Genomic DNA, 24,840 nt, shown 5'->3' on the forward strand with positions numbered 1-24,840 from the left:
GTAAAGACAGCGATGCCCGTTGGATAAAGAAAAGCGGCCTCTACAAACTCGGTTACAAACAACATACCCGTACCGATGCGGAAGGCTATATTGAGAAACTGCACATTACCCCTGCCAATGCCCATGAATGCAAACACCTGTTGCCTTTGTTGGAAGGCCTATCCAAAGGTACGACCGTCTATGCCGACAAAGGCTACGACAGTAAGGAAAACCGGCAACATCTGAAAGAGCATCGGCTGCAGGACGGCATTATGCGCAAAGCCCACCGCAAACATCCGCTGTCGGAAGCACAAACCAAACGTAACCGATATTTATCAAAAACCCGTTATGTGGTCGAACAGAGCTTCGGTACGCTGCACCGTAAATTCCGCTATGCCCGGGCAGTCTATTTTGGTCTGCTCAAAGTAAGTGCACAAAGCCATCTGAAGGCGATGTGTTTGAACCTTTTGAAAGCGGCTAACAGGCTAAGTGTGCCTGTTGCCGCCTAAAAGGCGGCCGGATGCCTGATTATCGGGTATCCAAGGGGGATTAAGGGGGGTATTTGAGTAGAATCAGTGGATATTCGAAACAAAAACAGCCGAAAACCTGTGTTTAGGTTTCGGCCGTCGGGTAAAAGGGAGTTTTTGCAAAGGTCTCAGTCTATGAATTGGGTTGTAATCGTAAACCTAAGAGATATCTAAAGACTTACAAGTGCTATTTTTTGAAAAAGAAAAAGTCAAGCAGACTCAGATGCTTGACCTTTTAATTCCTCAGAGTTAATCTGTATTGTGTAACGCTACACAGTATTGGCGTATCGTTAGTGTTACAAAATATACGCAGAAATGCATTTGATAAACCCTTAAATAAGGAACTAAAAATGATTGTAAAACATCCTGGCTTAAGAATCAAAGAAGAGTTATTACCTAAAGGAATGACGGTAACAGAAGCTGCAAAATTGCTAGCAATTGGTCGACCTGCACTATCTAATTTCTTGAATGGTAAAGCAATGTTGTCACCTAACATGGCTCAGCGGTTATCAAAGACCTTTAACTTCCCATTAGATCAATTAATGCAATGGCAGGCTGAGTATGAAGATGCTCTAATTCAACAAACTGAAGCTCCTGCAACTCATATTTATGCTCCTCCTTTTTTAGATATAAAAGCAAATGATATTGAAAATTGGGTCAATACTTGCGAAATTTCATCAAGATCACGTTTATCTGTTTTTTTGAGAACACTGATCCACTCAACGAGCGAAAAAATAACTCAAATTGATTTTCCTGGAAATGATGATTCACAACGACCTGGCTGGGATGGTTGGATTGAGTCAAATGAAGCAACTCCGTGGATTCCTGATGGTAATTCAGGCTGGGAATTTGGTGTTAATAAAGATATTAAGGCCAAAGCTGATAGTGATTTTGATAAAAGCCTTAAGGCTCACCTTTCAGATTCTAAAAATATAACATTTATTTTTGTAACACCTCGTCGCTGGCCTGGAAAAAATAAATGGGTTCAGCAAAAGAAAGCTCTTAATAAATGGAAAGATGTCAGAGCATATGATGCAAGCGATCTTGAACAGTGGCTAGCTCAGTCATTACCAGCACAAAGTTGGCTGGCAAATGAAGCAAAATTGCCTACACAAAATGTAGATTCCTTAGATAGTGTATGTCAAGAATGGGCAAATGTGTGTAATCCAAGTTTAAATACGTCTTTCTTTAACAAATTAATTAAAGTATATGAAGAAAAGATTTTGGATTATTTATCCAAACCGCCCCAAAAACCTTTTTACATTGCAGCTGATTCTAAAATCGAAGCAATGGCATTTTTGTCCGCCCTGTTTTCAGATAAAAAATTTATTTCTTATAGAGATAATTGTCTAGTATTTAAAGAAGAGAATGTCCTTTCTCGTCTTGCTCAAGGCTCTAAGAGTTTTATTGCAATTACTGATAATAAAAACGTCGAAAAAGAGCTGGCTCAATATTCGCAAAAGATTCATGCCTTTGTTGTTTACCCTAAAAATACTCTAATACAAAATATTGATCTAAAACTTGAAATTTTAGATTCAGTAACTTTTCTTCATTCATTAGAAGAAATGGGGTATTCCTATGATACAGCACAAGAATTGGCAAAAAAATCCGGTTATTCATTAACAGTCCTGCGACGACAGCTGTCAAAGAATGAGGCTATTCATAAGCCTGAATGGGTAGATAGTCATAATCAAGTTCTTATTCCATTTCTATTTGCTGGAGGATGGGACAGTTCTAATCAATATGACATTTCTATCCTAGAAGCTTTATCAAAAAATTTACCGTATGAGTCTTTAGAACAAGAGTTTCAAGTAAGCTTGCTTCTTAATGACTCTCCTGTTTGGGCAGTAGACTCACATAGAGGAGTAGTATCAAAAATCGATTTGTTATTTGCTATTGCACCCTACATTACTAAAGCAGATTTAGAGCGCTTCTTTGACAGCGCTAAATTAGTTTTAGGAGAAGATAATCCTGCCTTAGATTTGCCTAAAGATCAGCAATGGCAAGCTAATATATATGATAAAAAGCGTCAGCATTCTAAAGGCTTGAGAGATAGTATAGGGGAGATGCTTATTTTATTGGCTGTTCATGGTAATGAATTATTTAAAAGTAGATTAGCTTTTAATTGTGAGGAAGCAGTAAATAAACTCGTGGAAGAATTATTCTCTCCACTTAACTTAAGAGTATTGCTTGCACAAGCATCTGATTTCTCAGTGTATGCAGAAGCGAGCCCAAAAGTATTTTTAAGTATTATAGAAAACGATTTGAAAACTGATAAGCAATTCTTAGAGCTAATGCAACCTGTTTCTACTGATATTTTCTCTTCACCTAAGTATACTGATTTGTTGTGGGCATTAGAGAAATTAGCTTGGGATAAATTAACAGTTGCTAGAGTGGTAAAAATTTTGGCTCAATTAAGTCAAGAGGAAATCACTGATAATTATAGCAACAAACCTTTTAATTCATTATCTGGAGTTTTTAGAGCTTGGTTACCTGCTACAAATATCAATACGCAAGAACGTATTCAATTATTAAAAGAGTTAGTTAGAAAATTTCCAGATATCGGTTGGCGAATTTGTATTAGCCAATTTCCAAGTACATCTGCTCAAACAGCATTTCCAGCTAGTAAATGTATTTGGAGGAATAATTGTGCTCAAAATACAGTAACTGAACAAGATGTTTATGATTTCTGGAATGCCTCAGTAGAAATAGCATTAACTTGGGCAAGTCATACATTTGAACAATTACTTGATTTAGTCAATCATATTCATGGTTTAACACCTAAACAGCAAAATAAAATTTGGTTTCTTATTAAAGATTGGGCATTAAACCAAGCTACAGAATCTGAGAAAATTACCATGCGAGAAAAACTTCGCACGACTATTTTATCTAAAAGAGCTAAAAGAGATTCTAATAGAATTATGTTTACGGAATTGGGCAAGCAGACATATGCAGCATTAGAACCCAAAGAACTAATAGATAAATATTTCTGGTTATTTAGATCTCATTGGGTAGATTACTCTACTGATGAGATAGAAGATGATCCAAATATGAATTTTGAAGAAAGAGAAGGAATTATTAACCAAAATCGTGTTGTCGCGTTAAAAGAAATTTTACAAGAAAAAGGACTTTCAGGAATTCTAGAATTATCTTTAAAAGGAGATTGCGCAAGTACGATAGGTTTTCTTCTAAGACGTTTTGTATTTTCATCAGATGAGGAGTCAGTACAATTAATTAAATTGGCTCTGGAGTCTTTTAAAAAAGATGCTCACATTAATTATAAGAACATTATTCGGGGATTGTTATCCGAAAGTGATGATAACACCTCTTTATTTGAAACCCTTTCTGGGTATTTAGATGATTCTGGTAAAGTACAAGTATACTTACAGGCACCTTTTGATTCACAGGTATGGAGCTTGGTTGAGTCTCTAGAGAAACATTACCAACAAGAATATTGGGAGCAAATTGTTCCATCATATTGTCAGAATATAAATGAAGCTGAAAATGCCGTAAGATGTCTGCTGTCAGCAAACAGACCTCAAACTGCTTTTTTATATATTAGTTTTAATCTAAAAAAAATATCTCCTAAAGTTATTTTTGAGATTTTAACAGCAATGCTTTTACCAACAGCAAAAAATGAAAATAATCCACCAGATAGTTATCGGTTAGGAGATGCATTTTCTCAAATTTCTGATTGTGAAACTTTGAGCTTAGAACAAAAGGCGAATTTAGAATTTTCCTACATAGTGGCTTTAGCACCTTATGGAAGAAAAAGTGAAAATTGTTCAATCAAAAGTTTAGAAAGATATTTAGAAGAACATCCTGAATTTTTCGTTCAACTTATCTCAAAACTTTATAAAAGAGATGATGGATTAGAAGATGAAAATGAGGCTGTTAACACGCAATTAGTTAAATATTACCGGTATACTTTAAATGCCTTAAGCCACATACCGGGCGAAGATAATTTAGGAAAAATTAATCCCGAAAAGCTTGAAGGATGGGTAAAACAAGCAATTAACCTTGCTGAAAAGCATGGACGTAGAAATATCGTTGAATATTTTATTGGTAAGTTATTAGGCCATTGCCAAAATGGAGAAGATGGGATTTGGCCTTGTGAAGGTGTACGTGATTTAGTTGAAGATATACATTCTAAAAATATGATTGAAGGAATGTATATAGAAAAACGTAATAGCAGGGGAGTTACAAGTCGTTCATTTGGTGATGGTGGTGCTCAAGAATGGAGAATATTCGAACAATATCAAGATTGGCGTAGACAATTAGCTATTACTCATCCGTTTGTGGCCGATGAGTTACTTGGTCAGTTGGCTAAGTCTTATAAAAATGAAGCTGAAATGTGGGATAATGAGCATCGATTAGATATGCATTTATGATGAATTAGGGATATCTAGGCGTTTGTGCAGCTAACTTTATATGGAAGGCCGTCTGAATACTAAATTTCAGATGGCTTTTTCGTGTAAAAGTGCGGTCAAAATTTTAGATATTTTTCATGATTGTTAATTTAATAAGATTCCTAAACCTATAAGACGATTATTTTCTATCTAATTGGAGATTGAATGATGAAAAAATTATTTACAGCAGTACTTTCTGCGGCAGCGATTGCTGTACCGTTTTTGGCTTCTGCGAATACTGCACCACAAACAGAACAAAGCGCAGTACAACCAGAAAAAGCAAAAAGTGTTTGGATTGATGTACGTTCAGCCGAGGAATTTAACGCAGGTCATTTACAAGATGCCGTGAATATTCCGCACGATCAAATCCTTGCACGTATTCAAGCGGTTAGCCCAGATAAAACTGCGCCCGTTAATCTCTATTGCCGCAGTGGTCGTCGTGTAGAAACCGCATTGACCGAGTTGAAAAATGCTGGCTACACCAATGTGACCAACCATGGTGGATATGAAGATTTGGTGAAAAAAGGATTGAAATAAATATCACATCTTTAAAAACAAAAATCCCCTGGCATAAAGCGTTAGGGGATTTTTTATGATAAAGAAATTATTTCTTCTCCATCGCCATTTGCGACATTTTTAGTACCAAATGGCGTGGTAGGAACGGAATGATCCAATCCAACATAAAACGCAGTTTTCCTTCGTTAAATGCCACCAATTCGCCGCGCATTATCGCCTTGTGGCCATACTGTGCCACGGATTGCGCAGATTTTGCGTTATCCCAGGCGGCCACACCCTGCAAATTGCCTGCAGCCACAAAGCCCGTTGCCACTGCGCCCGGGCAAAGTGCCGTAACTGTCACACCACTTACAGACACTTCCTGTGCTACGGCTTGACTGAATGAAGTTACGAAAGCTTTGGTGGCATAGTACACTGCCTGATTAGGGACGGGCATAAATGATGCGGTGGACGAAACATTCAAAATTCTGCCTGACTGTTGCGCTAACATGGACGGCAGATACAGTCGGGTTAACGACATCAGCGCGATAATATTCACTTGCACCATATGCATTTCATCTGCCAAATCCCGCTCGGCAAACTTGCCATGCCCGCCCAAACCTGCATTGTTGATCAGATAATCGACTTGAATACCTAACGCCTGGGTTTGCTCAAAAATGCGTTCGGCAGCATTAGATTCTGCTAAATCGATAGCAATAACGTACGCTTTAATACCGAATTGTGCGGTCAATTCTTCGGCAATTTTATTTAACTTGTCTTGGGAGCGTGCGACCAAAACCACATTGTCGCCTTGCTGTGCGTGAATTTTTGCCAATTCCAAACCAATGCCGCTCGATGCGCCTGTAATGAGTGCTGTTTTTACCATTTTGTTTACCTCTTGTTTAATTTATGGTGGTATTTTATGGTATAATTGTGTTGAATTAAAAGTAAAAAATGGCTTATTTATGGTAAAAAACAAACCTTTTATCCAAAATATCACATCGGAAGACGAAATCGGTCTGGAAATTTGCACTGCACAAGTGTTTTACCAAAGTGAAACAGCAGCAGATGCAGCCATTAAAACCCAACTTGAGCAACAACACCGCTTTGAATATTTTGTGTGGATTTGGGTGCAACAGGGAGAATGTCGGCACATTTTGGACTTTGCCGAGATGGTACAGCAAACAGGCGAATGGCTGCTGATTCGCCCTAAGCAAATTCACCATTTTACAGGTGTGGCAGACTGGGACGGATGGGGAATGTCCTTTGCGCCACAAATACTGACCTCCAATATTTCGGACAAGTTGAGACAACTGCCATCCCAAGGCAAGGTGGCGCCGCAACACGTGCCTTTGCTCACCCAGATGATGCATACCCTCTCTGATTTACGCTATGCGGACGATTTGGCGCAATCGGCAAAAGCCGAGCTGGTACAGCAGCAACTCGGTGTATTTTTAACTTGGCTGTCGTCGGTGTATTCGCCGCAAAACGCCCTGCCCGACCTCCCAAAGCAGCGTTGGCAGGCATTTTGTGCGTTGCTGGAAACGCATTTTTCCACACAGCACCAACTGGCGTTTTACGCTGATGCGCTTTCATGTCACGAAAAAACACTGAACCAAACCTGCCGACAATATGCGGGGCTAACAGCAAAACAGTTCATTAATCAAAGAATTTTATTGGAAAGCAAGCGATTGTTGGCTTATACGAAAGTGTCCGTCAAAGAAATCGCGTGGCAACTCGGCTTTGAAGAGGCTACGCATTTCGGCAAATTTTTTAAGAAAGAAATGCAGAAAACACCGTTGGCATTTCGCAAGGAATTTCAGCAGTCGTAGCCTAGTTTCAATAAAGCTGCCGTTGATATTCAATGTATTTAAAGTCAATGATGATTCAAATATAAAAGGCCGTCTGAAGAATTTCAGACGACCTTCTCTTTATCAATATCCATGAAACCAATTCAGACCACTGTTTTATTCTAAAGGCGTCACTTGGCCTACACATTTAATGCCCAAGATACGCGGAAACTGGACAGACAGCGATTTGCCTTCGCGTGTGAAAATCTCGGAATGGTTGATGCCGAAGCCTTTGATTTTTACCAGTGACCAACTCTCTTTGATATCAGGTGTTGGCACGTCTTGATAAATCAGTTGCTCTGGACCGCCGGCTTGATAGATTTTTACGGCTTTCATAATACCTCCCTAAGAATCTGATGCTTTCAGGTAGCCTACTGCCAATTTTACTTTCCTAACAACCCATTTTTCTCTAAATAATCCCGAGCCACGTTTTCTGCGCTTTCACCTTGCACTTTTACGCGGTAGTTCATCTCGCTCATTTCCTCTTCGCTAATTTTTCCCGCCAGTCGGTTAAGTGCGGTCACAATTTGCGGATTTTTTTCGGCAAATTCTGCTTTCATCAATGGTGCCCCCTGGTAAGCAGGAAACAGGGAAATATCATCTTTCAGTAGGTGCAATTGATATTGTTTCAATTCTGCATCGGTGGAGAAGGCTTCGACTAGGTCGATTTTGTCATTCAACAATGCCGTATAGCGTAAGGCAGGTTCCAAGCTGACAATGTGTTTTAGCATGATACCGGCTGCCTGCATGCCTTTGTAGCCGTCCGCTCGGTCGGTAAATTCCAGTGAGAAACCTGCTCGGATATCGGGCACAGCCTGCTTCAAGTCGCTGATGGCATTCAGTTGGTGCTCCGCGCCGTAGCTTTCTTTGACTGCCAACGCATAAGTGTTCTGATAAGACATTGGTGGCAGAAACTCTAACTGATATTGTTCCGCCAATAATTGTTTGCCCCGTTGATAGGTTTCATCTGGCGACAGATGGCGGTTCTTCTGTTCAGTTGGTACTTGTACTAAGGCTTCCAGCACTGTGCCGGTGAATTCAGGATAAATATCGATTTCGCCACTATTCAGTGCGCTAAACAGGAAAGTAGTTTTGCCAAAATTAGGTTTGACTGTGACTTTCACGTTCGAATTCTCACGTTCAATCAATAATTTATACATGTTAATCAGAATATCCGGCTCACTCCCCATTTTGCCGGCAACCACCACGTTTTTTGTAGCAGGTGTAAATGAAATCTGCGACAGACCGAGTGCGCCGAAGCCCACCGCCAATACAAGAATAATCGGCAACTTGCGTCGCGATTTCTGCAACAGCCCGATAATGCCGCTTACACCGACAGCCAATAACGCAGAGAACAATGCGCCGGTAAACGTCATTGTCATGTTGTTGCGGTCAATGCCGAGCAGAATCAGGTTGCCCAAGCCGCCTGCGCCAATTAATGCCGCCAGTGTTGCCGTGCCGACAATCAGCACTGCCGCCGTGCGAATGCCCGAAATCATGGCAGGCAAAGCCATCGGCAGCTCAATCCGACACAATGATTGCCAGCGCGATAGTCCGAATGCGGTGTACGCATCTTGAATCGATTGGTCGATTTGGGTCAGCCCCAAATAGGTATTTTGAAAAATAGGCAACAGCGCGTATAGCGTGAGCGCAATCAAGACGGGCGGCGAACCGATACCGACAAACGGAATCAGCAAACCCAGCAGCGCCAAAGACGGAATGGTTTGCAATATATTGGTGAACTGCAATACCGCTTCCGCTGCCCGCTGTCTGCGCGCAAACAACACGGCGGCAGGCACCGCAATCGCTACTGCCGCGAGCAAAGCCAGTCCGGAAAGCCATAAATGCGTAAGCAACATTTGCCAGAGTTCTGCTGGGGTAACGTTTAGGGATGAGAACATAGTTTTAATTGTTATGGTTAGTATGTTGAATAATAGATGTTTATGTTTGCTTTACAGCAAAGGTGTTAGCGCCGTGAAAAAGGTTTCAGACGGCCTTCACCATCATAACACTGCCCTTCTCACAGCTTCCTGTCCCTGTTTATCCAACCGTAAGAATTGGTGGATGATGCGTTCGGCATCGGGTGCATCGGCGGTGGAAAACAGCGATTGCACATAATCATTTGCCGGCTGCTTTTTGATTTCTTCAGGTGTGTCGATTTGTACCAGTTTGCCATTATGCATTACACCGATACGGCAAGCGAGTTTGGCGGCTTCCTGCATATCATGGGTAACGAAAACGATAGTGGTGCCAAATTTTTGGTGAATCATAGCAATTTGGTCTTGCAGCACGGTGCGCACCAGCGGGTCAAGTGCTGAAAACGGTTCGTCCATCAGCAGAACTTGGGGCTTGGCTGCAATGGCTCGCAAAATGCCGATGCGCTGCTGTTCACCGCCGGAAAGTTCGTGCGGATAGCGGTCGCGGTAGTGCGCAGGGTCAAGTTCCACCAGCTCCAATAATTCATTCACACGCGTTTTGCGTTCGGCTTTCGGCCAGCCCAGTACGTCAGGCATGAGTTCGATATTTTCCGCGACGGTCATGGTGGGAAAAAGCGCGATTTGCTGCAATACGTAACCAATTTGGTGGCGAAGCTGACGGATGTCGTAGTCTTTAATCCGTTTCCCGTGCAGATAAACGTTGCCATCGGTCGGTTCAATTAGCGCGTTAATCATGCGTAAAGTGGTGGATTTGCCGCTACCCGAGCCACCCACCAACACGAAAAATTCACCCTGATAAATGGTCAAATCCAAATCGTGCACAGCATATTTGCCGTCATATTGCTTGCCTACGCTACGAAACTCGATAAATGGGACAAGATTATTTTGCATATTGCGCCTTTACTACGTCTTCAAAACTAAGTGGTGCACGTCCCAACAACTGCGACAGGTCGTCTGAAACGGTAGCAAGCTCGCCTTTGGCAATGGCAGTGTAGGTAGAAACCCAGGCTTCAATCTGCCAATCGGGAGTGTCAGGATACTCAGCTTTGCGGCTGGCGAAGGCTTCTTCCACAGTTTCATTGTGGTAGCAATGCGGTTTGCCGGTGATTTCGGTTAAGACGGCGGCTATTTCAACAAAACTTAATGATTGGGAACCGGTCAGTGTGTAGGTCTGATTATCGTGGTGGTGATTGTCGCAAGCGATGTCGGCGATGATGTTTGCCGCTGCTTGGGCGACATCGCGCTGCGAAACGCAGGCAACGCGCCCATCGTCGGCTGGGCCTGCGATGATGCCGTCTGCGTTAGCAATTGTTGCCATCATCTCACTGTAAAAATTGTCGCGCAGAAAGGTGTAGCGCATATTTGTTTGCCGGATTGCATTTTCGGTAACCGCATGGGTACGCGCCAGCGTGAAGGTGCTATCCAACGCCGCCTGTGCAAAAGAGAGATAGACAATATGCTTCACACCCGCTTCCGAAGCAGCCTGCACCAAAGTCAAATGCTCCTGTTCGCGCATCGGACTTTCGGCGGCGGACACCATAAACAGCACGTCCACACCGTTTAATACCTGCTTAGCAAGCTCTAAATCACCATAGGCAAACCGTCGCGCCTCGCAGTTCGGCAAATCGGTCGCTTTGGCAGGATTGCGCAGCGGCAGAATAAGCGGCAGACCGCGTGTGTTCAGATGACGGGCGACCATACCGCCGATGTTGCCGCTGGAGCCAGTGATGGCTAGATTCATGTTGTTTTCCTTATGCGTTTTCTAAAGAGATAGCTTTGCCGTTTACAGGGTTTCTGTAAAACCATGTGCATGCTGCTTTTTGAGTTTCAGGTAGACTGAATAGATTCAAGGGATGGTTTATTGATGGTTATTATTGTAGCAGTTTTCCTACATACGATAAGCCGCGAAAGACTTACTTGATTATTAAGCTGAATAATACCGCAGGGCGATTTTTCAGGTATATTACGACCAAGCAGGTAATGGAAAACAGGCAGACCCCGACTATATGCGCTGGCAGCCTGTTGCAGTATGGGATGCCTACCTGCGCTACAAAATCGGCAAAAACCTGACTGCCGAGCTGGTGGGCAGCAACCTGACCAACCGCTACTACCTCGACCCGATGAGCCGCTCTTACATGCCTGCACCAGGTAGGACAATCCGCATTGTGATAACTGGAAAATGGTAATGATCAATTAATCATTTTGGGAGTAAAAAGCCGTCTGAACATTGGGTTTCAGACGGCTTTTTACATGATGGCTTAGTTATGCCCTACTCTTTCATATTATATGAAAGTTGAAGCTAACCTGCATAATTTTTATATCTTCTACTTTGGAAGCAAAAAGGCTGCTTGAAAATAAAAGGTCTATATTTCAGACGGCCTTTGCTTTATAGCAAACTCGAAATTTAAGCCACGAAATCCAAGCCTATGTCCAACGAGCGGCTGCTGTGGGTCAGATAGCCGAGGGCGATGCCGTCCACTCCGGTTTGCGCCACGCGCTTCAGGCGGTCGAAGCCGATGCCGCCCGATGCTTCGCAATAGACGGTGTGGGGGTAGGCGGTTTGCGTGTGGCAGCGGTTTGCCGCTTCTTTCAGGGTTTCGTCGTCCATGTTATCCAGCAAAATCCGTTCCGCGCCCGCCGCGATGGCTTCGTCCAGTTGTGCCAATGTGTCCACTTCGATTTCCACGCAGGTCAACGGTCCGACCGCCTGCTTTGCCTGCTGCACGGCTTGGGCGATGCTGCTGCAATAGGCGAGGTGGTTGTCTTTGATGAGTACGGCATCGTCTAAGCCCATGCGGTGGTTTACGCCGCCACCTGCTCTGACGGCGTATTTTTGCAGGACGCGCAACAGGGGGATGGTTTTGCGGCTGCACACGATGTCCACATTGTAACCGGCAACTTCGGCTACTGCGCGAGCGGTAGCGGTGGCGATGCCGCTCAAATGCGTAAGATAGTTGAGCGCGGTGCGTTCGGCGGCCAACAGCGCGCGGGCGTTTCCTGCGATGGTGGCAAGTGTCTGACCTGCGCAAACGGCTTGCCCGTCTTGGATTTCGGCTTGGAAACGGACGGACGGATCCATCGTCTGAAAGGCAAGACGCGCCAAATCCATGCCGGCGATAACGCCGTCTTTGCGGCTGACGAGGAAAAGTTTGGCGGTTTTGTCGGGAGCGATAACGGCTGCGGACGTAACATCGCCTCGCCTGCCTAAATCTTCACTTAAGGCTTGTTCTACCATGGGGCGCAACAGGGTATCGGGGAGAGGAAGAAGGTTGTTTTCAGACGACATGAAGGTTCCTTTGTTGGAAAAATATTGATATTGCCCGATGGGGCAAAATTTAATTTGAGGCCGTCTGAAAATCAGTTAGCGGCTACCCAGCGGCAGTCCGATATCAGAAATCAGCTGATCGGGCAGAACGTCGTCGCGGAAGCGGTAAAGCTGCGCGGGACGGCCTTTGCTGCCCGATACGCTGGTATCCGACGGCTCGATGAGGTTTTGCTGCTGAATCTGGCGGCGGAAGTTTTGCTTGTGCAGCAATCTGCCGCTGATGGCTTCGACGCTGTTTTGCAGTTGCAGCAGCGTGAATTCGGGCGACATCAGCTCGAAAATCACGGGGCGGTATTTGATTTTGGCGCGCAGGCGGGACAGAGCAGTCGCCAACACGCGGCGGTGGTCGTGGCGCATAGGCTGCCCCGTGAGCATGAAGTCGAAGTTTGCCTGCGGCTCGGCGGCTTCCGCTATCAGGCCGCTTTCATACAGCATTTCATAGCGTTGCAAAACGTATTCTTCCGACCAGTTTTCCGGTTCTACCCCCCAGCACAAATGAATGCGCTTGAGCCGTTTTTGGCGCACTTCCTCCGTATCCGCCGAGTTTGCCCAAATGCGCAGGTGGCTGACGATGGCGGCGCGCTGCCCGCCGTCGATGCGCAAATCTTCCCATGGAAAATAGCCGTAGCAGTCCTGCCATTTCGCGTCAGGATGCAGGATGTTGTCGGCCGCCTCGCGCACCAGCCCCAGATAGCTGACGTACAAGACAGGTAGGCCTTGCTCGTTTTGACGGCGCGTATCTACAAAGGTATAAAGCTGTTCCACATAGCCCATAGGCTGTGATGTCTGTTTGGCAACCCACATCCTGACTCCTGCTTGTAGAGAGTGGCGAAGCGGTGCAAGCAGGCCATTGGGTAATAGCTCTCCTTTGGCAACTGTCAAAACTCTCAAGCTGCCGTTTGTAATGGCGATCAGTACAGGAACCAGCTCGACGATACTTTGCGTATTGGCTGCTGTTTCAGGATAGGCATCCATGCGTGGCTTTCATTCAAGAGAAAACCTTATTGTAAACCAAAGCGGTTTTCAGACGACCTTGCTTATTATACTCAAATTGAGCATAATATAAAAACTATTTCAAAATATAAACGGCAAACCTTTATGCCGTCTGAAAAACCAGCTACAAGGAAACATCATGCAAACCGCCGCCCGCCGCTCGTTCGATTACGATATGCCACTCATCCAAACGCCGACTTCCGCCTGCCAAATCCGTCAGGCGTGGGCAAAGGTTGCCGACACGCCCGACCGCGAGACGGCAGGCCGTCTGAAAGACGAAATCAAGGCTTTGCTGAAGGAGAAAAACGCGGTCTTGGTGGCGCATTATTATGTCGATCCGCTGATTCAGGATTTGGCTTTGGAAACGGGTGGATGCGTGGGCGATTCTTTAGAGATGGCGCGCTTCGGCGCGGAACACGAAGCCGGTACGCTGGTGGTGGCGGGCGTACGCTTCATGGGTGAGAGCGCAAAAATCCTCTGCCCTGAAAAAACAGTGCTGATGCCTGATTTGGAAGCGGAATGTTCTTTGGATTTGGGCTGTCCGGAAGAAGCGTTTTCAGCTTTTTGCGACCAACACCCCGACCGTACGGTGGTGGTATACGCCAACACTTCCGCCGCCGTGAAAGCGCGTGCCGACTGGGTGGTAACGTCTTCGGTGGCGTTGGAAATCGTGTCGTATCTGAAATCGCGCGGTGAGAACCTGATTTGGGGACCCGACCGCCACCTCGGCGACTACATCCGCCGCGAAACGGGCGCGGATATACTGTTGTGGCAGGGTTCATGCATCGTCCATAACGAATTCAAAGGGCAGGAGCTGGCGGCGTTGAAAGCGGAACATCCCGACGCCGTGGTGCTGGTTCATCCCGAATCGCCGCAAAGCGTCATCGAGCTGGGCGATGTGGTCGGCTCGACCAGCAAACTGCTCAAAGCCGCCGTATCGCGTCCTGAAAAAAAATTCATCGTGGCGACCGATTTGGGCATCCTGCACGAAATGCAAAAACAGGCGCCCGACAAAGAATTCATCGCCGCGCCGACGGCGGGCAACGGCGGAAGCTGCAAAAGCTGCGCGTTCTGCCCGTGGATGGCGATGAATTCGCTGGGCGGCATCAAACACGCCCTGACGAGCGGGCACAACGAAATCCTGTTGGACAGAAAGCTGGGAGAAGCCGCCAAACTGCCTTTGCAGCGTATGCTCGACTTCGCGGCAGGGCTGAAGAAAAAAGATGTGTTCAACGGCATGGGCCCCGCCTGATTTGCCGTCCATATTGCCGTTTCAGACGACCTCTCCAACAAGGACAACACCATGCAAACCGATTGCGACGTATTGATTGCCGGAAACGGGCTGGCAGCACTGACGCTCGCCCTGTCGCTGCCTGAATCGTTCCGCATCGTCATTTTGTGCAAAAACCGGCTGGAGGACACCGCTAGCCGCCATGCGCAAGGTGGGATTGCGGCGGCGTGGTCGGGAGAGGACGACATCGAAAAGCACGTTGCCGATACCTTGGAAGCGGGAGCGGGCTTGTGCGACGAAGCCGCCGTCCGCACCATCCTGTCGCAGGGCAAACCGGCAATCGAATGGCTGCTGGCGCAGGGCGTGGCGTTCGACCAAAATAATAACGGCCTGCACCTGACGCGCGAAGGCGGGCATACCTGCCGCCGAATCGCCCACGTCGCCGACTACACGGGCGAAGCCGTCATGCAGAGCTTGATTGCCCAAATACGCCGCCGCCCGAACATCCGCGTTTGCGAGCGGCAGATGGCATTGGACGTTCAAACCGAATCAGGCGCAGCGTGCGGACTGACCGTCCTCGACTGTCGAACGCAAGAAACCTACCGCATCCGCGCCCGCCATACCGTACTCGCAGGCGGCGGCTTGGGACAGATTTACGCCGCCACCACCACGCCGCCCGAATGCACGGGCGACGCCATCGCCATGGCGATACGCGCAGGCTGCGCAGTCGAAAACCTCGAATTTATCCAATTCCACCCCACAGGCTTGGCAAGGCCGTCTGAAAACGGCCGCACCTTCCTGATTTCCGAAGCCGTGCGCGGCGAAGGTGGCATCCTGACCAACCAAGCGGGCGAACGGTTTATGCCACATTACGACCGCCGCGCCGAACTCGCGCCGCGCGACATCGTTGCCCGCGCCATCGCCGCCGAAATCACCAAGCAAACGCAAGACTTCGTCTCACTCGACATCAGCCATCAACCTGCAGAGTTCGTCCGTCAGCATTTCCCGTCCATCCATCGGCACTGCCTGTCCCAATGCGATTTGGACATCACGCGCCAAGCCATCCCCGTCCGCCCCGTGCAGCACTACACCTGCGGCGGTATTCAAACCGACCCCAGCGGCAGAACCTCCCTGCCGCAGCTCTACGCCTTAGGCGAAACCGCCTGTACCGGACTGCACGGAGCCAACCGCCTTGCCAGCAACTCCCTGCTCGAATGTGTCGTTACCGCCAGACTTGCCGCCCAAACCATCGCGGACAGACAAGCGTTCCAAACCGAACCATTCCAAAGGCCGTCTGAAAGCCCCTCCGCCGAAACAGACATCTTTTCAGACGGCCTCCAAAACGTATTCAGCCGACCCACCCTGCAAGCTTTCAACCAACGCCATCTGGGCATCATACGCAACGATACCGACCTGCGCCGCGCCATCGCCCAACTGCAGTTTTGGAAGCAAAACCAAGCCGAGCCATACACCGCGTCCGAATACGAAAACCGCAACCTACTCGAATGCAGCCTCGCCCTTGCCCAAGCCGCATACAGGCGGAGAGAGAACATCGGAGCACATTTTAATAGTGATTGTTGAGGCTGATAGAGACCTTTGCAAATGTTTCTAAATATTCTTTTGAATGATATGGGAAAACCACCTATCATCATTTTCTCATACATGAGATTCAACTATTAACAATGAAATTCCCATTTCTTGCTCTATTTGACTGAAAAAAGATACTGCGATTTTCTTTGCTTCTTGATAATTAATTATCATGGCAATACTCCAAATTGAAAATGTTTGAAGGTAGTAAAATTGACTTCGCCTCCTTTTTGTATTTGCCTATTAATATACCTTTTTGGACAACTGCGCTTTATAGCCCGCGCAAGATCGGCACATTAAATAAAGGCCGTCTGAAACGGTTTTTCTGTTTGCAGACGGCCTCTTGGCTCAAACCGTGAGAACCGCATGCGTGCGTTCCGCACACATCCTACTTGTTGAGTTTAGGTTTCATATGGGCCACGGCTTGCTTTCCAAATATGCTTTTATTTCATAAATTAGATTATTTATATTAGGGGAAACTACATTTCCTGTTTTTTCGATTACAAGTAGACAATTATATTTTATTGCCCAGTCAATGGTTTTCTGAATAAATTTAGTATAATCAAATCTTAAATCAAGTTCACACTCTATATCATCTGGCCAAACGGTAAGACTATTACCAAAATTATCACAAAACATGATTGCATCTTTATCCCAAGACTCTTTCGATTTAAGCTTTTTTTTGCTTCATTTATTATTGATAATAATATAAAATCATTATCGATAAAGTAATTTTCAAAACTTTTATTCTCATTAAAATTCTGAAAACCATTAGATCGATACTCATCAAGTATGATATCTTTATTTGCATTAAATTTATTTCTGATAGCAGCTGATGGGATAAGGTAGTACCGATAATTCCAAATTGCCATTTTTATTTACTCCTATAACGAGGTCTATTAACATTACCTGATTCATTCAAGACATCAATAGAATTTTTCCAATTAGTATTAGGAACGGGAAAGTCAACTTTTTTAAATTTTAATTCACGTATCCTTCCAAGCAAGCCGTAGCCCGCATTAAACCTATGCAGGTAAGGTGTGTGCGGTACGCACGCTGGCCTTGAGTGTGATAAAAAAGATCGTCTGAAAAAAGTTTCCAGCTTTCAGACGACCTTTTGCCAAATATTATCGGCAGCGGCTCAATGCCAACTTTAAACCTGCTCCGATTTCTTCAGGACTGTTATCCAATGATAAAATTACATTGTCTGCATCAATGGCATCCCACGCTTCCAGCTTGACATGGCGGCTCGGGCTGATTTTCAGGCAGCCGTTGTGCAGCCAAATATCCACGCTCATCATGTTTTTAAATAGGGCGCGTCTGGTTTTATAGCCCAAGTTCCCGCATAGATTGGCAACCCAATCCTCATAGCGTTGCCGAAATTTTTCGGTATCAAAAAAATCTTGGTCTTCTGGACTGTCATAAACGAAAGTCCTGCTGTTTGTCAACGCTTGCAAGACCGTCGTGCCTAAAGTTCCATTGTCGGTATCCAATGGCAGGATATGGGGGGGATATAGGTGGTCTGGAGCATATCGCCCAAATCCTGACCATGTTTGAATAATCAAGGCTCTTTCATTTGCCTTATAGCCAGCCCAATAATCTTGTTCTTGATTGAAAGTCATTTATTCGATCTCCGTAATTTTGACTGTAATGTTTTGACTTTTGCCATACTCTATCACACGTTGTAACTGCAATCTTTGCTCTTTATTAGTTTGTGCGGGTATGGCCAGATGGATTTCGCGCTGTTTGATCATGTCGGCCCTTAATGTCATACCCAAAAGGCTATGACGTTCAAAATTTGCCGTTTTAGAGTTGTATCTACACCGCTTCGGATGGTGGTTTTGCCGGCCGGGCTGCCGATATGGCTGTGGCGGCGGGTTGCTTTTGTCTGATTGCTGTGATGGCTTGTTGGAAGAAAGGCCGTCTGAAACGTATTTATTGTTTCAGACGGCCTCTTGGCTCAAACCTTGAGAACTGCATATGTGCGTTCCGCACACATACTACTTATTGAGTTTAAGTTTTATATGGGCTACGGCTTGCTATGCCGTCTTCTTTCCAGGTGTGGTCGCGGCTTTGGTTTTCGGCAAGGTAGGCGTTTACTTGGTCAGATGGCGGATTTTTTGTTCGTCGTAGATGATGGAGACGCTGATACCGGAGTAAGCGTAGATTGGGTCTTGACCTCAACCTACACTTGTTTTACATAAAATTTTGTGTCTCTGTTTGAAAAATCTAAATAACAACATTCTACTTTACCTATTGAATTGATTATAGTTGAAACAGGAATATTAAGAAGCCTAATACCCAAATCATCAATTTCAAAATCATTAATTCCACTCTTATAAAGGTAGCTTATTATTTCATCATTAATTTTTCCAAGCCAATTAAAAGAAATATCTTCTAAAAAAAACTTATTTGGTTCAAATATCTCTATCGCTTGAAGCTGATTTTTATCATCATAAAAACAATGGATATTCAACTCGGGAAAAACATCCATAGGAACTCGAGAGTATGATGACTTATAAATTTCTTGTACATCAGAACTAAATATTGCACGAACTTGTTTTCGATTCAGATTTGATGAGATAATGTTTACACAATTTTCTATTTTTTTTGAACTAAAATAAAAAATTTTCATAATTTTTTGCCTATTTTTTAGTTTTAAAAGAATTTGGGTCTAGTTTTCCCGAATACTCAAGCATCTCCTCGATTGCCTTATCATATTTGGATCCGAACTTAGATCTGATATCCCTCACATCCATTTCAATAGCCTCTTTCAATTTACCTTGTTCCAGTAACTCTTTTTGCTTAGCCCTATATTGGATAGCATAAGGAGAGCGTCCATAACTTTCAGTAAGCCGATGATCCTTCGGATCCATCTTAATAGCAGGACCTTGTTCACTACTAATGGGGGCTCCTTTATAGCAATCCTTCGCAGGACAATGATGCGAATCCAAACCGTCATTGGTCGGTTTTTTGGTTTCCGAATGCGCCCCTCCTTTGTACTTATGTTCCGTCGTTGCCAATGCCGTATCCGGAATCCTATCCCCCTTCGCAACATTGCCGTTTACAGGAATACGGATATTCCCCGCACCCGCCAATAAGGGATCTCTGCCGGTAACGGTCGGCCTGATGTTTTCCAGATTACGGATGCCTGCACGAACCGCTGCCTTTGTCCTCGGATTGGGGTTGACAAAGCTCATCAGTCCGTCGGCAACGTTCAGCGCAAGTTCTTCGTTTTTCCGCTCTCCCTGCCTGATTTTGGTATCTTTCGTCCCGCTGTGCAGCCAGGTCAGGTTGAGGTATTCGGGTTTGTCCTGTCGGCGGTATTCCTCAAACAGCTTCGGATCGTTGTAGGCTTGCGGATTTCTTGCGCCGTAGTCGCGGTAGTCCCAAGTATAACCCAAGGCTTTGTCTTCGCCTTTCATGCCGATTGTGGAAATAACCGTTTGGTCGGTATAGCCGTCTTGGGAACCTTTATCCACCCAGCGCAGTATCTGCCTGCGGATTCTCATTGCCGCTTCTTGGCTGCTGATTTTTCTGCCTTCGCGTTTTTCAACTTCGCGCTTGAGATCATTGGCATATTTGTCGAACTGAGTTTGATTGGGCGGTTTCAGTGCATAAGGTGATGCAGGCTACTTTTTCTGATTGCTGTGGCAACTTGTCGAAAGAAAGGACGTCTGAAACGTTTTTTCTGTTTTCAGACGGACTCTTAGCTCAAACCTTGAGAACCGCATACGTGCGTTTCTCACACATCCTTGTTGAGTTTAGGTTTCATATGGGCTACGGCTTGCTAGTGGTGGGAAAGCAAGGACAGCAAAGAATGAGTGCTGCACAAATAACCCTTGGCAGGCAAAGCAAAAAGGTCGTCTGAAAACCTAAATTGATGTTTTCAGACGACCTTTTTCATGAGTCGGCTTCCTTAAATTTTTAAGGTGTGAAAAACGGAAGTTTTCTATTTCAAATTATTATCAATTTTCCAAACGATAATATCGTTTTTAAAAAAATGAATTCGCTTTAACTTCATAGCCTTAAATTAATTACCCAAAGAAGGCTTGACCTAATGATTTAATATGGCTATGGTTCAATAAAAAATAACAATATTCTATACACGCACCGCAATGCTTTTTCCCTCCTCCTTATAGAAAGGATATTGCAATGCCCTGCTTGACCCGTACGTTGCCTCGTCTGACTGTCTTCCTGCTGTCCACCTTCGCGGCATTCTCCGCAGCTGCACACGGAAACCACACACATTGGGGTTACACCGGACACGACTCCCCCGAAAGCTGGGGCGAGCTTTCTGAAGAGTTCCGTTTGTGCTCTACAGGCAAAAACCAATCCCCCGTCAACATTACCGAAACCGTCTCCGGCAGACTGCCCGCCCTCAAAGTCAATTACAAACCGAGCGAGGTTAACGTGGAAAACAACGGCCACACCATCCAAGTCAACTACCCGGAAGGCGGCAATACCCTCAGCGTGAACGGACGTACCTACACCCTGAAACAATTCCATTTCCACGTACCCAGTGAAAACCAAATCAAAGGCCGCACCTTCCCGATGGAAGCCCACTTCGTCCACTTGGACGAAAACCGCCAGCCTTTGGTATTGGCAGTATTGTACGAACCTGGCAAAACCAACGACCGCCTGGCTCCGATATGGAACGTGATGCCGATGAAGGAAGGAAAGGTAAACCTCGACAAAGCTTTCGACGCCAGCACCCTGCTGCCGAAACGACTGAAATACTACCGCTTTGCAGGTTCGCTGACTACGCCGCCGTGCAGCGAAGGCGTATCGTGGCTGCTGTTGAAAACCTACGACCACATCGATCAGGCGCAGGCAGAAAAATTCACCCGCGCCATCGGCTCGCATAACAACCGCCCCATCCAGCCGCTTAATGCGCGCGTTGTCATCGAATAAACGGTAAAGCCTTAAACGAAAAGGTCGTCTGAAAACCTAAATTTGGTTTTTCAGACAACCTTTTTTCGCTCTTCATCACAATATTTCCGGAACAAAGTCATCGGCTTGGGTTTCAACTCAAGTCAAGACCTTTGCAAAATTCCCATGAAGACATTTAGGGGATTTGGGGAATTTTGCAAAGGTCTCACAAAGTTCCTACAGAACTAAAATGTAAAGGGCAGCCTGCACTCGCATCTATCAACGTGAAGGCTACTTTGTTTTCAGCCTGTCTGAAACGATCAAAAAACAGTATGATTTGTCTATTTTCTGTTTGGAGGAGTCATCCATGATCGCTGCTACCATCACGATCCAAGACCAAAACCTCGCCGGCAAAGTGTTGCACGAGCTGTTTTTAAAGTTCCGAACCAAGCACATCAGCGCGGCGGATCTGATTGCCGAACGCGTGCGGCAGGAAGTTGCAGCCTACAACAACCGCGCCGCCGATTTCCTCTTACGCCACAGCCTCGTTATCCCCACCGATCTCGGCGACATCGTGATTCGGGAAACGCACGGCAAAAAAGGCACGCCCCCGCAACCTGTGGACGTGGAAAAGCAAATCGCCGTCGCTTTGAAAGCTTTTGAGCAAAATTCGTTTTTCATTCTTGCCGACAATCGCCAACTGGAAACGCTGGACGATATGGTGTGCCTGCATGACGGGCTGGTCGTCAATTTCATCAAACTCACGCCGCTAGTAGGCGGATAAGCAGCCTGAAAACCGCCGCGCAACGCTACCTCACCTTTGTAGAAGATGCCCCATACAGCCTGAATAGTGCGGACAAGAAAACCCTTACCGACGTTATCCACCTTTGCAGCGAAATAACCAACACATTGATACGCAAGGACAGTCCTATGAGCCAAAACCAAACCGTGCAGATTTCCGACAGCCGCCGTGCCAAGTTCAATCAGCTTCTCAACACACTGGAAAAAGAATGGCTCCAAAGCCGTTCACACGAATACGACACGATAAACCTGAAGCTCTGCCCTAGTTTTGCCGAAGTGGAGAAAGCCGCACCCGGATACCGCGTCGATTTGCTGATCCACTGCATTGATTTGATACGCGGCTGGGGACGGAATAAAATTTTTAAAAACAAAGGCGAGGACAGGATACACAATTACGGCACCATCCGTGTAGCGGTAGCGATGGCTCTGGCGCGTAAAACGTTGCCGATGACTGAGCAGGATGTGCAGCGTATTTTTGCCGCCATGCTGGACGATAACGGGCTGTCCGAGCAGGAGGCAGATTACTATCCGCTCAAATATCTGATAAACCAAATCAAAAAACAGTTTCCCAATCCGAGCGAAACGCTTTCAGACGGCCTGAAAAACGCCTGCGACCGTTACCGCGTCTTTGCGGAAAACCTGTGGGACAAGAAAGCCGCTACCGCCAACCTTGCCACCCTGGCAGAACTGGCAGGCGGTTCCGCCGAAGCCTGCTTCCCCGCCCAAGATGACGAGTTTGCCCGATACGCCAATCCGCAACTTGCCGTGCTGCCACCGGAACAGCAGGACGTATGGAGCAAGATCATTGCGCTTGCCCTATCCGCCAATGCGGGCAAGCCAAGCGAAAAATACCTGAAAGAAGCCAAAACGCTAATTGACACGCTGGGGGCGGACAGGTTCAAAAAGATGCTGCACGGCTGGATAGAATTTGTCTACGGTAATGAAGAAGTACGTATTGAAACCTTTACCCACGAATACAGAGGCGGCTCATACAACTACGACACCCATGTCCTGCCCGTTTGCAGCATCAACCAGACCGTGCTCAAAGGGCTGGTGTGGATGTGCAGCCATTTCCACGACAGCGCCACCCTGTCCGCTCTTACCCAGCTTGCGCTGCATTCATACGACAAAATCCCCAATCTCGGCGCGCGCTATGCTGCTATGGGCAACGCCTGCTTCTACGCGCTGTTCCGCTCCAAAGGGCTGGACGGCATCGCCTGCCTTTCACGCCTGCGCCTGCGGATTAAGTTCAGCAACGTGCAAAGCGCGATTGCCAAATATTTGGACGAAGCCGCTGCGCAGCGGGGCGTATCCCGCAACGAAATCGAAGACATGGCGGTGGACAGCTTCGGCTTGCAGGAAGGCTGCCGTGACTACGACTTTGGCGGCTACACCTGCCGTCTGGCGGTAACGGGCGTAGGCAAGTCCGAACTGCGCTGGTTCAAACCCGACGGCTCGCCGCAGAAAACCGTGCCCGCCTTCGTAAAAACCGACCATGCTGACAAACTGAAAAAGATTAAAGCTACACAGAAAACCCTTAACGCCACGCTCACCGCCCAACGCGACCGCTTGGACCAAATGATGCGCTCCGAACACCGCGTACCGCTGGAACACGCCGAACAGTATTACTGGCAACACGGGCTGATGTCCTGCCTCACACGCTCGCTGGTATGGCAGTTTTTCCGCGACGAAAACGACACGCAGGGCAAATCCGCGCTGTGGCTGAACGGAACATGGGTGGACGAAATGGGCGCGCAAACCGATGTTTCGGACTGCCTGCAAGTCAGCTTGTGGCATCCTGCGCTCGCTACGCAGCAAAGCATCGCCCAATGGCGCAAACTGCTGCTGGACAAAGAAATCCGCCAGCCGCTGAAACAGGCATACCGTGAAATCTATCTGCTCACCGAAGCCGAAATCAACACCAAAACATACAGCAACCGTTTTGCCGCCCACATCCTGAAACAACACCAATACATGACGCTGGCCAAAGGGCGCGGCTGGAGAGGCTCGCTGGCCGGCGCGTGGGACGGCGGCGACGACGCAACCGTCTCGTTGGAATTGCCTGAATACAACCTGCTCGCCCAATTTTGGGCAAACGCGGTGGACAGCGAAGAAGCATGGACGGAAAGCTATATCTGGCAGTATGTCAGTACCGACCAAGTGCGCTTTCACCGGTTGGACGACGATTACCATGCCACCGCGCTGGACTTAATTGATATTCCGCCGCGCGTGTTTTCCGAAGTATTGCGCGACGTGGATTTGTTTGTCGGCGTGGCAAGCGTAGGCAACGATCCGACTTGGGAAGACAACGGCGGAGAGGCACGTTTTTACAGCTACTGGCAGAGCTATTCCTTCGGCGATTTGGGCGAAGTCGCCAAAACCCGCAAAGCCGTACTGGAAACCCTGCTGCCGCGCCTGAAAATCGCCAAGGTTGCCCACATAGACGGCAACTTCCTCATCGTACAGGGCAAGTTGCGTACCTACAAAATCCACATCGGCAGCAGCAACATCCTGATGCTGCCGGACGACCAATACCTCTGCATTGTACCCGACAGCCGCAAAAAAGACGCATCCGACAAACTGTTTATCCCGTTTGAGGGCGACAACACGCTCTCGGTCGTCCTCTCCAAAGCCATGCTGCTGGCGGAAGACGACAAGATTACCGACAGCACGATTACCTCGCAGATTCAGCGGTAAATTGGGACAGCCTGAAAAACGCAAATGCCTCCATCCTTGCGGTTTCAGGCTGTTTGGGAACACAAGACGCGTAGGCAGCACATGTCCTACCTACGGAAAGAACACAATACATATTTTTACCATAAATATATTGCTTT

Annotated in this window: 19 protein-coding genes and 3 pseudogenes; 10 read left to right on the forward strand and 12 right to left on the reverse strand. The window is 46.6% G+C overall.

The genetic code is table 11. The features are described from left to right. The 3 genes from ACTHTJ_RS03730 to ACTHTJ_RS03740 form a co-directional block, all read left to right on the forward strand. A partial coding sequence (locus ACTHTJ_RS03730; protein WP_440360773.1) for an IS5 family transposase occupies positions 1-488 on the forward strand: 488 nt, incomplete at its 5' end. Between the two features lie 368 nt (positions 489-856). Further along, on the forward strand, positions 857-4,897 hold the full coding sequence (locus tag ACTHTJ_RS03735) for a helix-turn-helix transcriptional regulator (protein ID WP_083297212.1): 4,041 nt from the start codon (positions 857-859) through the stop codon (positions 4,895-4,897). Between the two features lie 186 nt (positions 4,898-5,083). Next, complete coding sequence (locus ACTHTJ_RS03740) at positions 5,084-5,452, forward strand: rhodanese-like domain-containing protein (protein WP_070461580.1); 369 nt, start codon at positions 5,084-5,086, stop codon at positions 5,450-5,452. A 67-nt stretch (positions 5,453-5,519) separates the two neighbouring features. Here the strand turns inward: ACTHTJ_RS03740 and ACTHTJ_RS03745 are convergent, their stop codons facing one another. Further along, entirely contained in the window at positions 5,520-6,296 is a 777-nt protein-coding gene (locus ACTHTJ_RS03745) for an SDR family NAD(P)-dependent oxidoreductase (protein WP_070461567.1), read from the reverse strand. On the opposite strand from ACTHTJ_RS03745, the gene ACTHTJ_RS03750 reads away from it, so the two are divergent. After that, positions 6,277-7,242, forward strand: a complete 966-nt coding sequence (locus ACTHTJ_RS03750; protein ID WP_159069499.1) for a helix-turn-helix domain-containing protein — start codon at positions 6,277-6,279, stop codon at positions 7,240-7,242. The two genes, ACTHTJ_RS03745 and ACTHTJ_RS03750, sit on opposite strands and share 20 nt — an antisense overlap. A 135-nt stretch (positions 7,243-7,377) precedes the next feature. Here ACTHTJ_RS03750 and ACTHTJ_RS03755 read toward each other — a convergent pair whose 3' ends face one another. The 4 genes from ACTHTJ_RS03755 to ACTHTJ_RS03770 all read right to left on the reverse strand — a co-directional run bounded on the left by ACTHTJ_RS03755 (position 7,378) and on the right by ACTHTJ_RS03770 (position 10,938). Beyond that, positions 7,378-7,596 (reverse strand): alcohol dehydrogenase catalytic domain-containing protein, encoded by a 219-nt coding sequence (locus tag ACTHTJ_RS03755; protein ID WP_199900406.1) that lies wholly within the window; start codon positions 7,594-7,596, stop codon positions 7,378-7,380. 47 nt (positions 7,597-7,643) lie between these two features. Further along, complete coding sequence (locus ACTHTJ_RS03760; protein ID WP_070585260.1) at positions 7,644-9,161, reverse strand: ABC transporter permease/substrate-binding protein; 1,518 nt, start codon at positions 9,159-9,161, stop codon at positions 7,644-7,646. A 102-nt stretch (positions 9,162-9,263) separates the two neighbouring features. Next, positions 9,264-10,088, reverse strand: a complete 825-nt coding sequence (locus ACTHTJ_RS03765) for an ABC transporter ATP-binding protein (RefSeq protein WP_070585263.1) — start codon at positions 10,086-10,088, stop codon at positions 9,264-9,266. Continuing rightward, positions 10,078-10,938, reverse strand: coding sequence for an SDR family oxidoreductase (locus ACTHTJ_RS03770; protein WP_070585265.1), 861 nt, complete (start codon positions 10,936-10,938; stop codon positions 10,078-10,080). Before ACTHTJ_RS03770 ends, ACTHTJ_RS03765 begins: the two co-directional genes overlap by 11 nt. A gap of 262 nt (positions 10,939-11,200) precedes the next feature. Here ACTHTJ_RS03770 and ACTHTJ_RS03775 point away from each other — a divergent pair. After that, positions 11,201-11,383, forward strand: a pseudogene (locus tag ACTHTJ_RS03775) (hypothetical protein); the annotation flags it as partial. 218 nt (positions 11,384-11,601) lie between these two features. On the opposite strand, the gene nadC reads toward ACTHTJ_RS03775, so the two are convergent. After that, the gene (gene nadC, locus ACTHTJ_RS03780) at positions 11,602-12,483 is read right to left on the reverse strand and encodes a carboxylating nicotinate-nucleotide diphosphorylase (RefSeq protein ID WP_070585269.1); all 882 of its coding nucleotides are present in this window, start codon (positions 12,481-12,483) and stop codon (positions 11,602-11,604) included. A gap of 75 nt (positions 12,484-12,558) precedes the next feature. Beyond that, positions 12,559-13,497 (reverse strand): NUDIX hydrolase, encoded by a 939-nt coding sequence (locus ACTHTJ_RS03785; protein WP_070585271.1) that lies wholly within the window; start codon positions 13,495-13,497, stop codon positions 12,559-12,561. 157 nt (positions 13,498-13,654) lie between these two features. Between ACTHTJ_RS03785 and nadA the strand changes: the two genes are divergently transcribed. Continuing rightward, positions 13,655-14,767 (forward strand): quinolinate synthase NadA, encoded by a 1,113-nt coding sequence (nadA, locus tag ACTHTJ_RS03790; protein ID WP_070585273.1) that lies wholly within the window; start codon positions 13,655-13,657, stop codon positions 14,765-14,767. 51 nt (positions 14,768-14,818) lie between these two features. After that, positions 14,819-16,327 carry an L-aspartate oxidase gene (nadB, locus tag ACTHTJ_RS03795; protein ID WP_070585275.1) on the forward strand — a complete coding sequence of 503 codons (1,509 nt, stop codon included), beginning with the start codon at positions 14,819-14,821 and terminating at the stop codon, positions 16,325-16,327. A 414-nt stretch (positions 16,328-16,741) separates the two neighbouring features. On the opposite strand, the pseudogene ACTHTJ_RS03800 reads toward nadB, so the two are convergent. The 5 genes and pseudogenes from ACTHTJ_RS03800 to ACTHTJ_RS03820 all read right to left on the reverse strand — a co-directional run. Further along, a pseudogene (locus ACTHTJ_RS03800) lies at positions 16,742-17,205 on the reverse strand (hypothetical protein). A gap of 255 nt (positions 17,206-17,460) precedes the next feature. After that, positions 17,461-17,955 carry a contact-dependent growth inhibition system immunity protein gene (locus tag ACTHTJ_RS03805; RefSeq protein WP_070585279.1) on the reverse strand — a complete coding sequence of 165 codons (495 nt, stop codon included), beginning with the start codon at positions 17,953-17,955 and terminating at the stop codon, positions 17,461-17,463. Then, positions 17,956-18,105 carry a hypothetical protein gene (locus tag ACTHTJ_RS03810; protein WP_349267077.1) on the reverse strand — a complete coding sequence of 50 codons (150 nt, stop codon included), beginning with the start codon at positions 18,103-18,105 and terminating at the stop codon, positions 17,956-17,958. It lies immediately after the preceding gene. 413 nt (positions 18,106-18,518) lie between these two features. Further along, positions 18,519-18,827, reverse strand: coding sequence for a hypothetical protein (locus tag ACTHTJ_RS03815; RefSeq protein ID WP_070585507.1), 309 nt, complete (start codon positions 18,825-18,827; stop codon positions 18,519-18,521). 508 nt (positions 18,828-19,335) lie between these two features. Then, positions 19,336-19,923 (reverse strand): annotated as a pseudogene (locus ACTHTJ_RS03820) (hypothetical protein); the annotation flags it as partial. Positions 19,924-20,488: 565 nt separating this feature from the next. On the opposite strand from ACTHTJ_RS03820, the gene cah reads away from it, so the two are divergent. The 3 genes from cah (at position 20,489) to ACTHTJ_RS03835 (ending at position 24,703) form a co-directional block, all read left to right on the forward strand. After that, a complete protein-coding gene (gene cah, locus ACTHTJ_RS03825) occupies positions 20,489-21,247 on the forward strand; it encodes a carbonic anhydrase (RefSeq protein WP_070585283.1) in 759 nt (252 codons plus the stop codon). Positions 21,248-21,572: 325 nt separating this feature from the next. Further along, positions 21,573-21,989: a hypothetical protein gene (locus tag ACTHTJ_RS03830; protein ID WP_283120593.1), complete on the forward strand. Its 417-nt coding sequence runs from the start codon at positions 21,573-21,575 to the stop codon at positions 21,987-21,989. 146 nt (positions 21,990-22,135) lie between these two features. Then, on the forward strand, positions 22,136-24,703 hold the full coding sequence (locus ACTHTJ_RS03835) for a DUF4132 domain-containing protein (protein WP_440360774.1): 2,568 nt from the start codon (positions 22,136-22,138) through the stop codon (positions 24,701-24,703). Positions 24,704-24,840: the final 137 nt, after the last annotated feature.

The sequence above is a fragment of the Neisseria sp. P0018.S001 genome (genome assembly GCF_051957355.1).
Taxonomy (GTDB): domain Bacteria; phylum Pseudomonadota; class Gammaproteobacteria; order Burkholderiales; family Neisseriaceae; genus Neisseria; species Neisseria subflava_A.

Bases quoted from the DNA above. Each gene is read 5' to 3' on its own strand.
- ACTHTJ_RS03765 (WP_070585263.1), bottom strand. From the start codon at position 10,088: ATGCAAAATAATCTTGTCCCATTTATCGAGTTTCGTAGCGTAGGCAAG.
- ACTHTJ_RS03835 (WP_440360774.1), top strand. From the start codon at position 22,136: ATGAGCCAAAACCAAACCGTGCAGATTTCCGACAGCCGCCGTGCCAAG.
- ACTHTJ_RS03745 (WP_070461567.1), bottom strand. From the start codon at position 6,296: ATGGTAAAAACAGCACTCATTACAGGCGCATCGAGCGGCATTGGTTTG.
- ACTHTJ_RS03815 (WP_070585507.1), bottom strand. From the start codon at position 18,827: ATGGATGTTTTTCCCGAGTTGAATATCCATTGTTTTTATGATGATAAA.
- ACTHTJ_RS03770 (WP_070585265.1), bottom strand. From the start codon at position 10,938: ATGAATCTAGCCATCACTGGCTCCAGCGGCAACATCGGCGGTATGGTC.
- ACTHTJ_RS03755 (WP_199900406.1), bottom strand. From the start codon at position 7,596: ATGAAAGCCGTAAAAATCTATCAAGCCGGCGGTCCAGAGCAACTGATT.
- ACTHTJ_RS03750 (WP_159069499.1), top strand. From the start codon at position 6,277: ATGAGTGCTGTTTTTACCATTTTGTTTACCTCTTGTTTAATTTATGGT.
- cah (WP_070585283.1), top strand. From the start codon at position 20,489: ATGCCCTGCTTGACCCGTACGTTGCCTCGTCTGACTGTCTTCCTGCTG.
- ACTHTJ_RS03785 (WP_070585271.1), bottom strand. From the start codon at position 13,497: ATGGATGCCTATCCTGAAACAGCAGCCAATACGCAAAGTATCGTCGAG.
- nadA (WP_070585273.1), top strand. From the start codon at position 13,655: ATGCAAACCGCCGCCCGCCGCTCGTTCGATTACGATATGCCACTCATC.
- nadB (WP_070585275.1), top strand. From the start codon at position 14,819: ATGCAAACCGATTGCGACGTATTGATTGCCGGAAACGGGCTGGCAGCA.
- ACTHTJ_RS03740 (WP_070461580.1), top strand. From the start codon at position 5,084: ATGAAAAAATTATTTACAGCAGTACTTTCTGCGGCAGCGATTGCTGTA.
- ACTHTJ_RS03830 (WP_283120593.1), top strand. From the start codon at position 21,573: ATGATCGCTGCTACCATCACGATCCAAGACCAAAACCTCGCCGGCAAA.
- ACTHTJ_RS03805 (WP_070585279.1), bottom strand. From the start codon at position 17,955: ATGACTTTCAATCAAGAACAAGATTATTGGGCTGGCTATAAGGCAAAT.
- nadC (WP_070585269.1), bottom strand. From the start codon at position 12,483: ATGTCGTCTGAAAACAACCTTCTTCCTCTCCCCGATACCCTGTTGCGC.
- ACTHTJ_RS03735 (WP_083297212.1), top strand. From the start codon at position 857: ATGATTGTAAAACATCCTGGCTTAAGAATCAAAGAAGAGTTATTACCT.
- ACTHTJ_RS03810 (WP_349267077.1), bottom strand. From the start codon at position 18,105: ATGACATTAAGGGCCGACATGATCAAACAGCGCGAAATCCATCTGGCC.
- ACTHTJ_RS03760 (WP_070585260.1), bottom strand. From the start codon at position 9,161: ATGTTCTCATCCCTAAACGTTACCCCAGCAGAACTCTGGCAAATGTTG.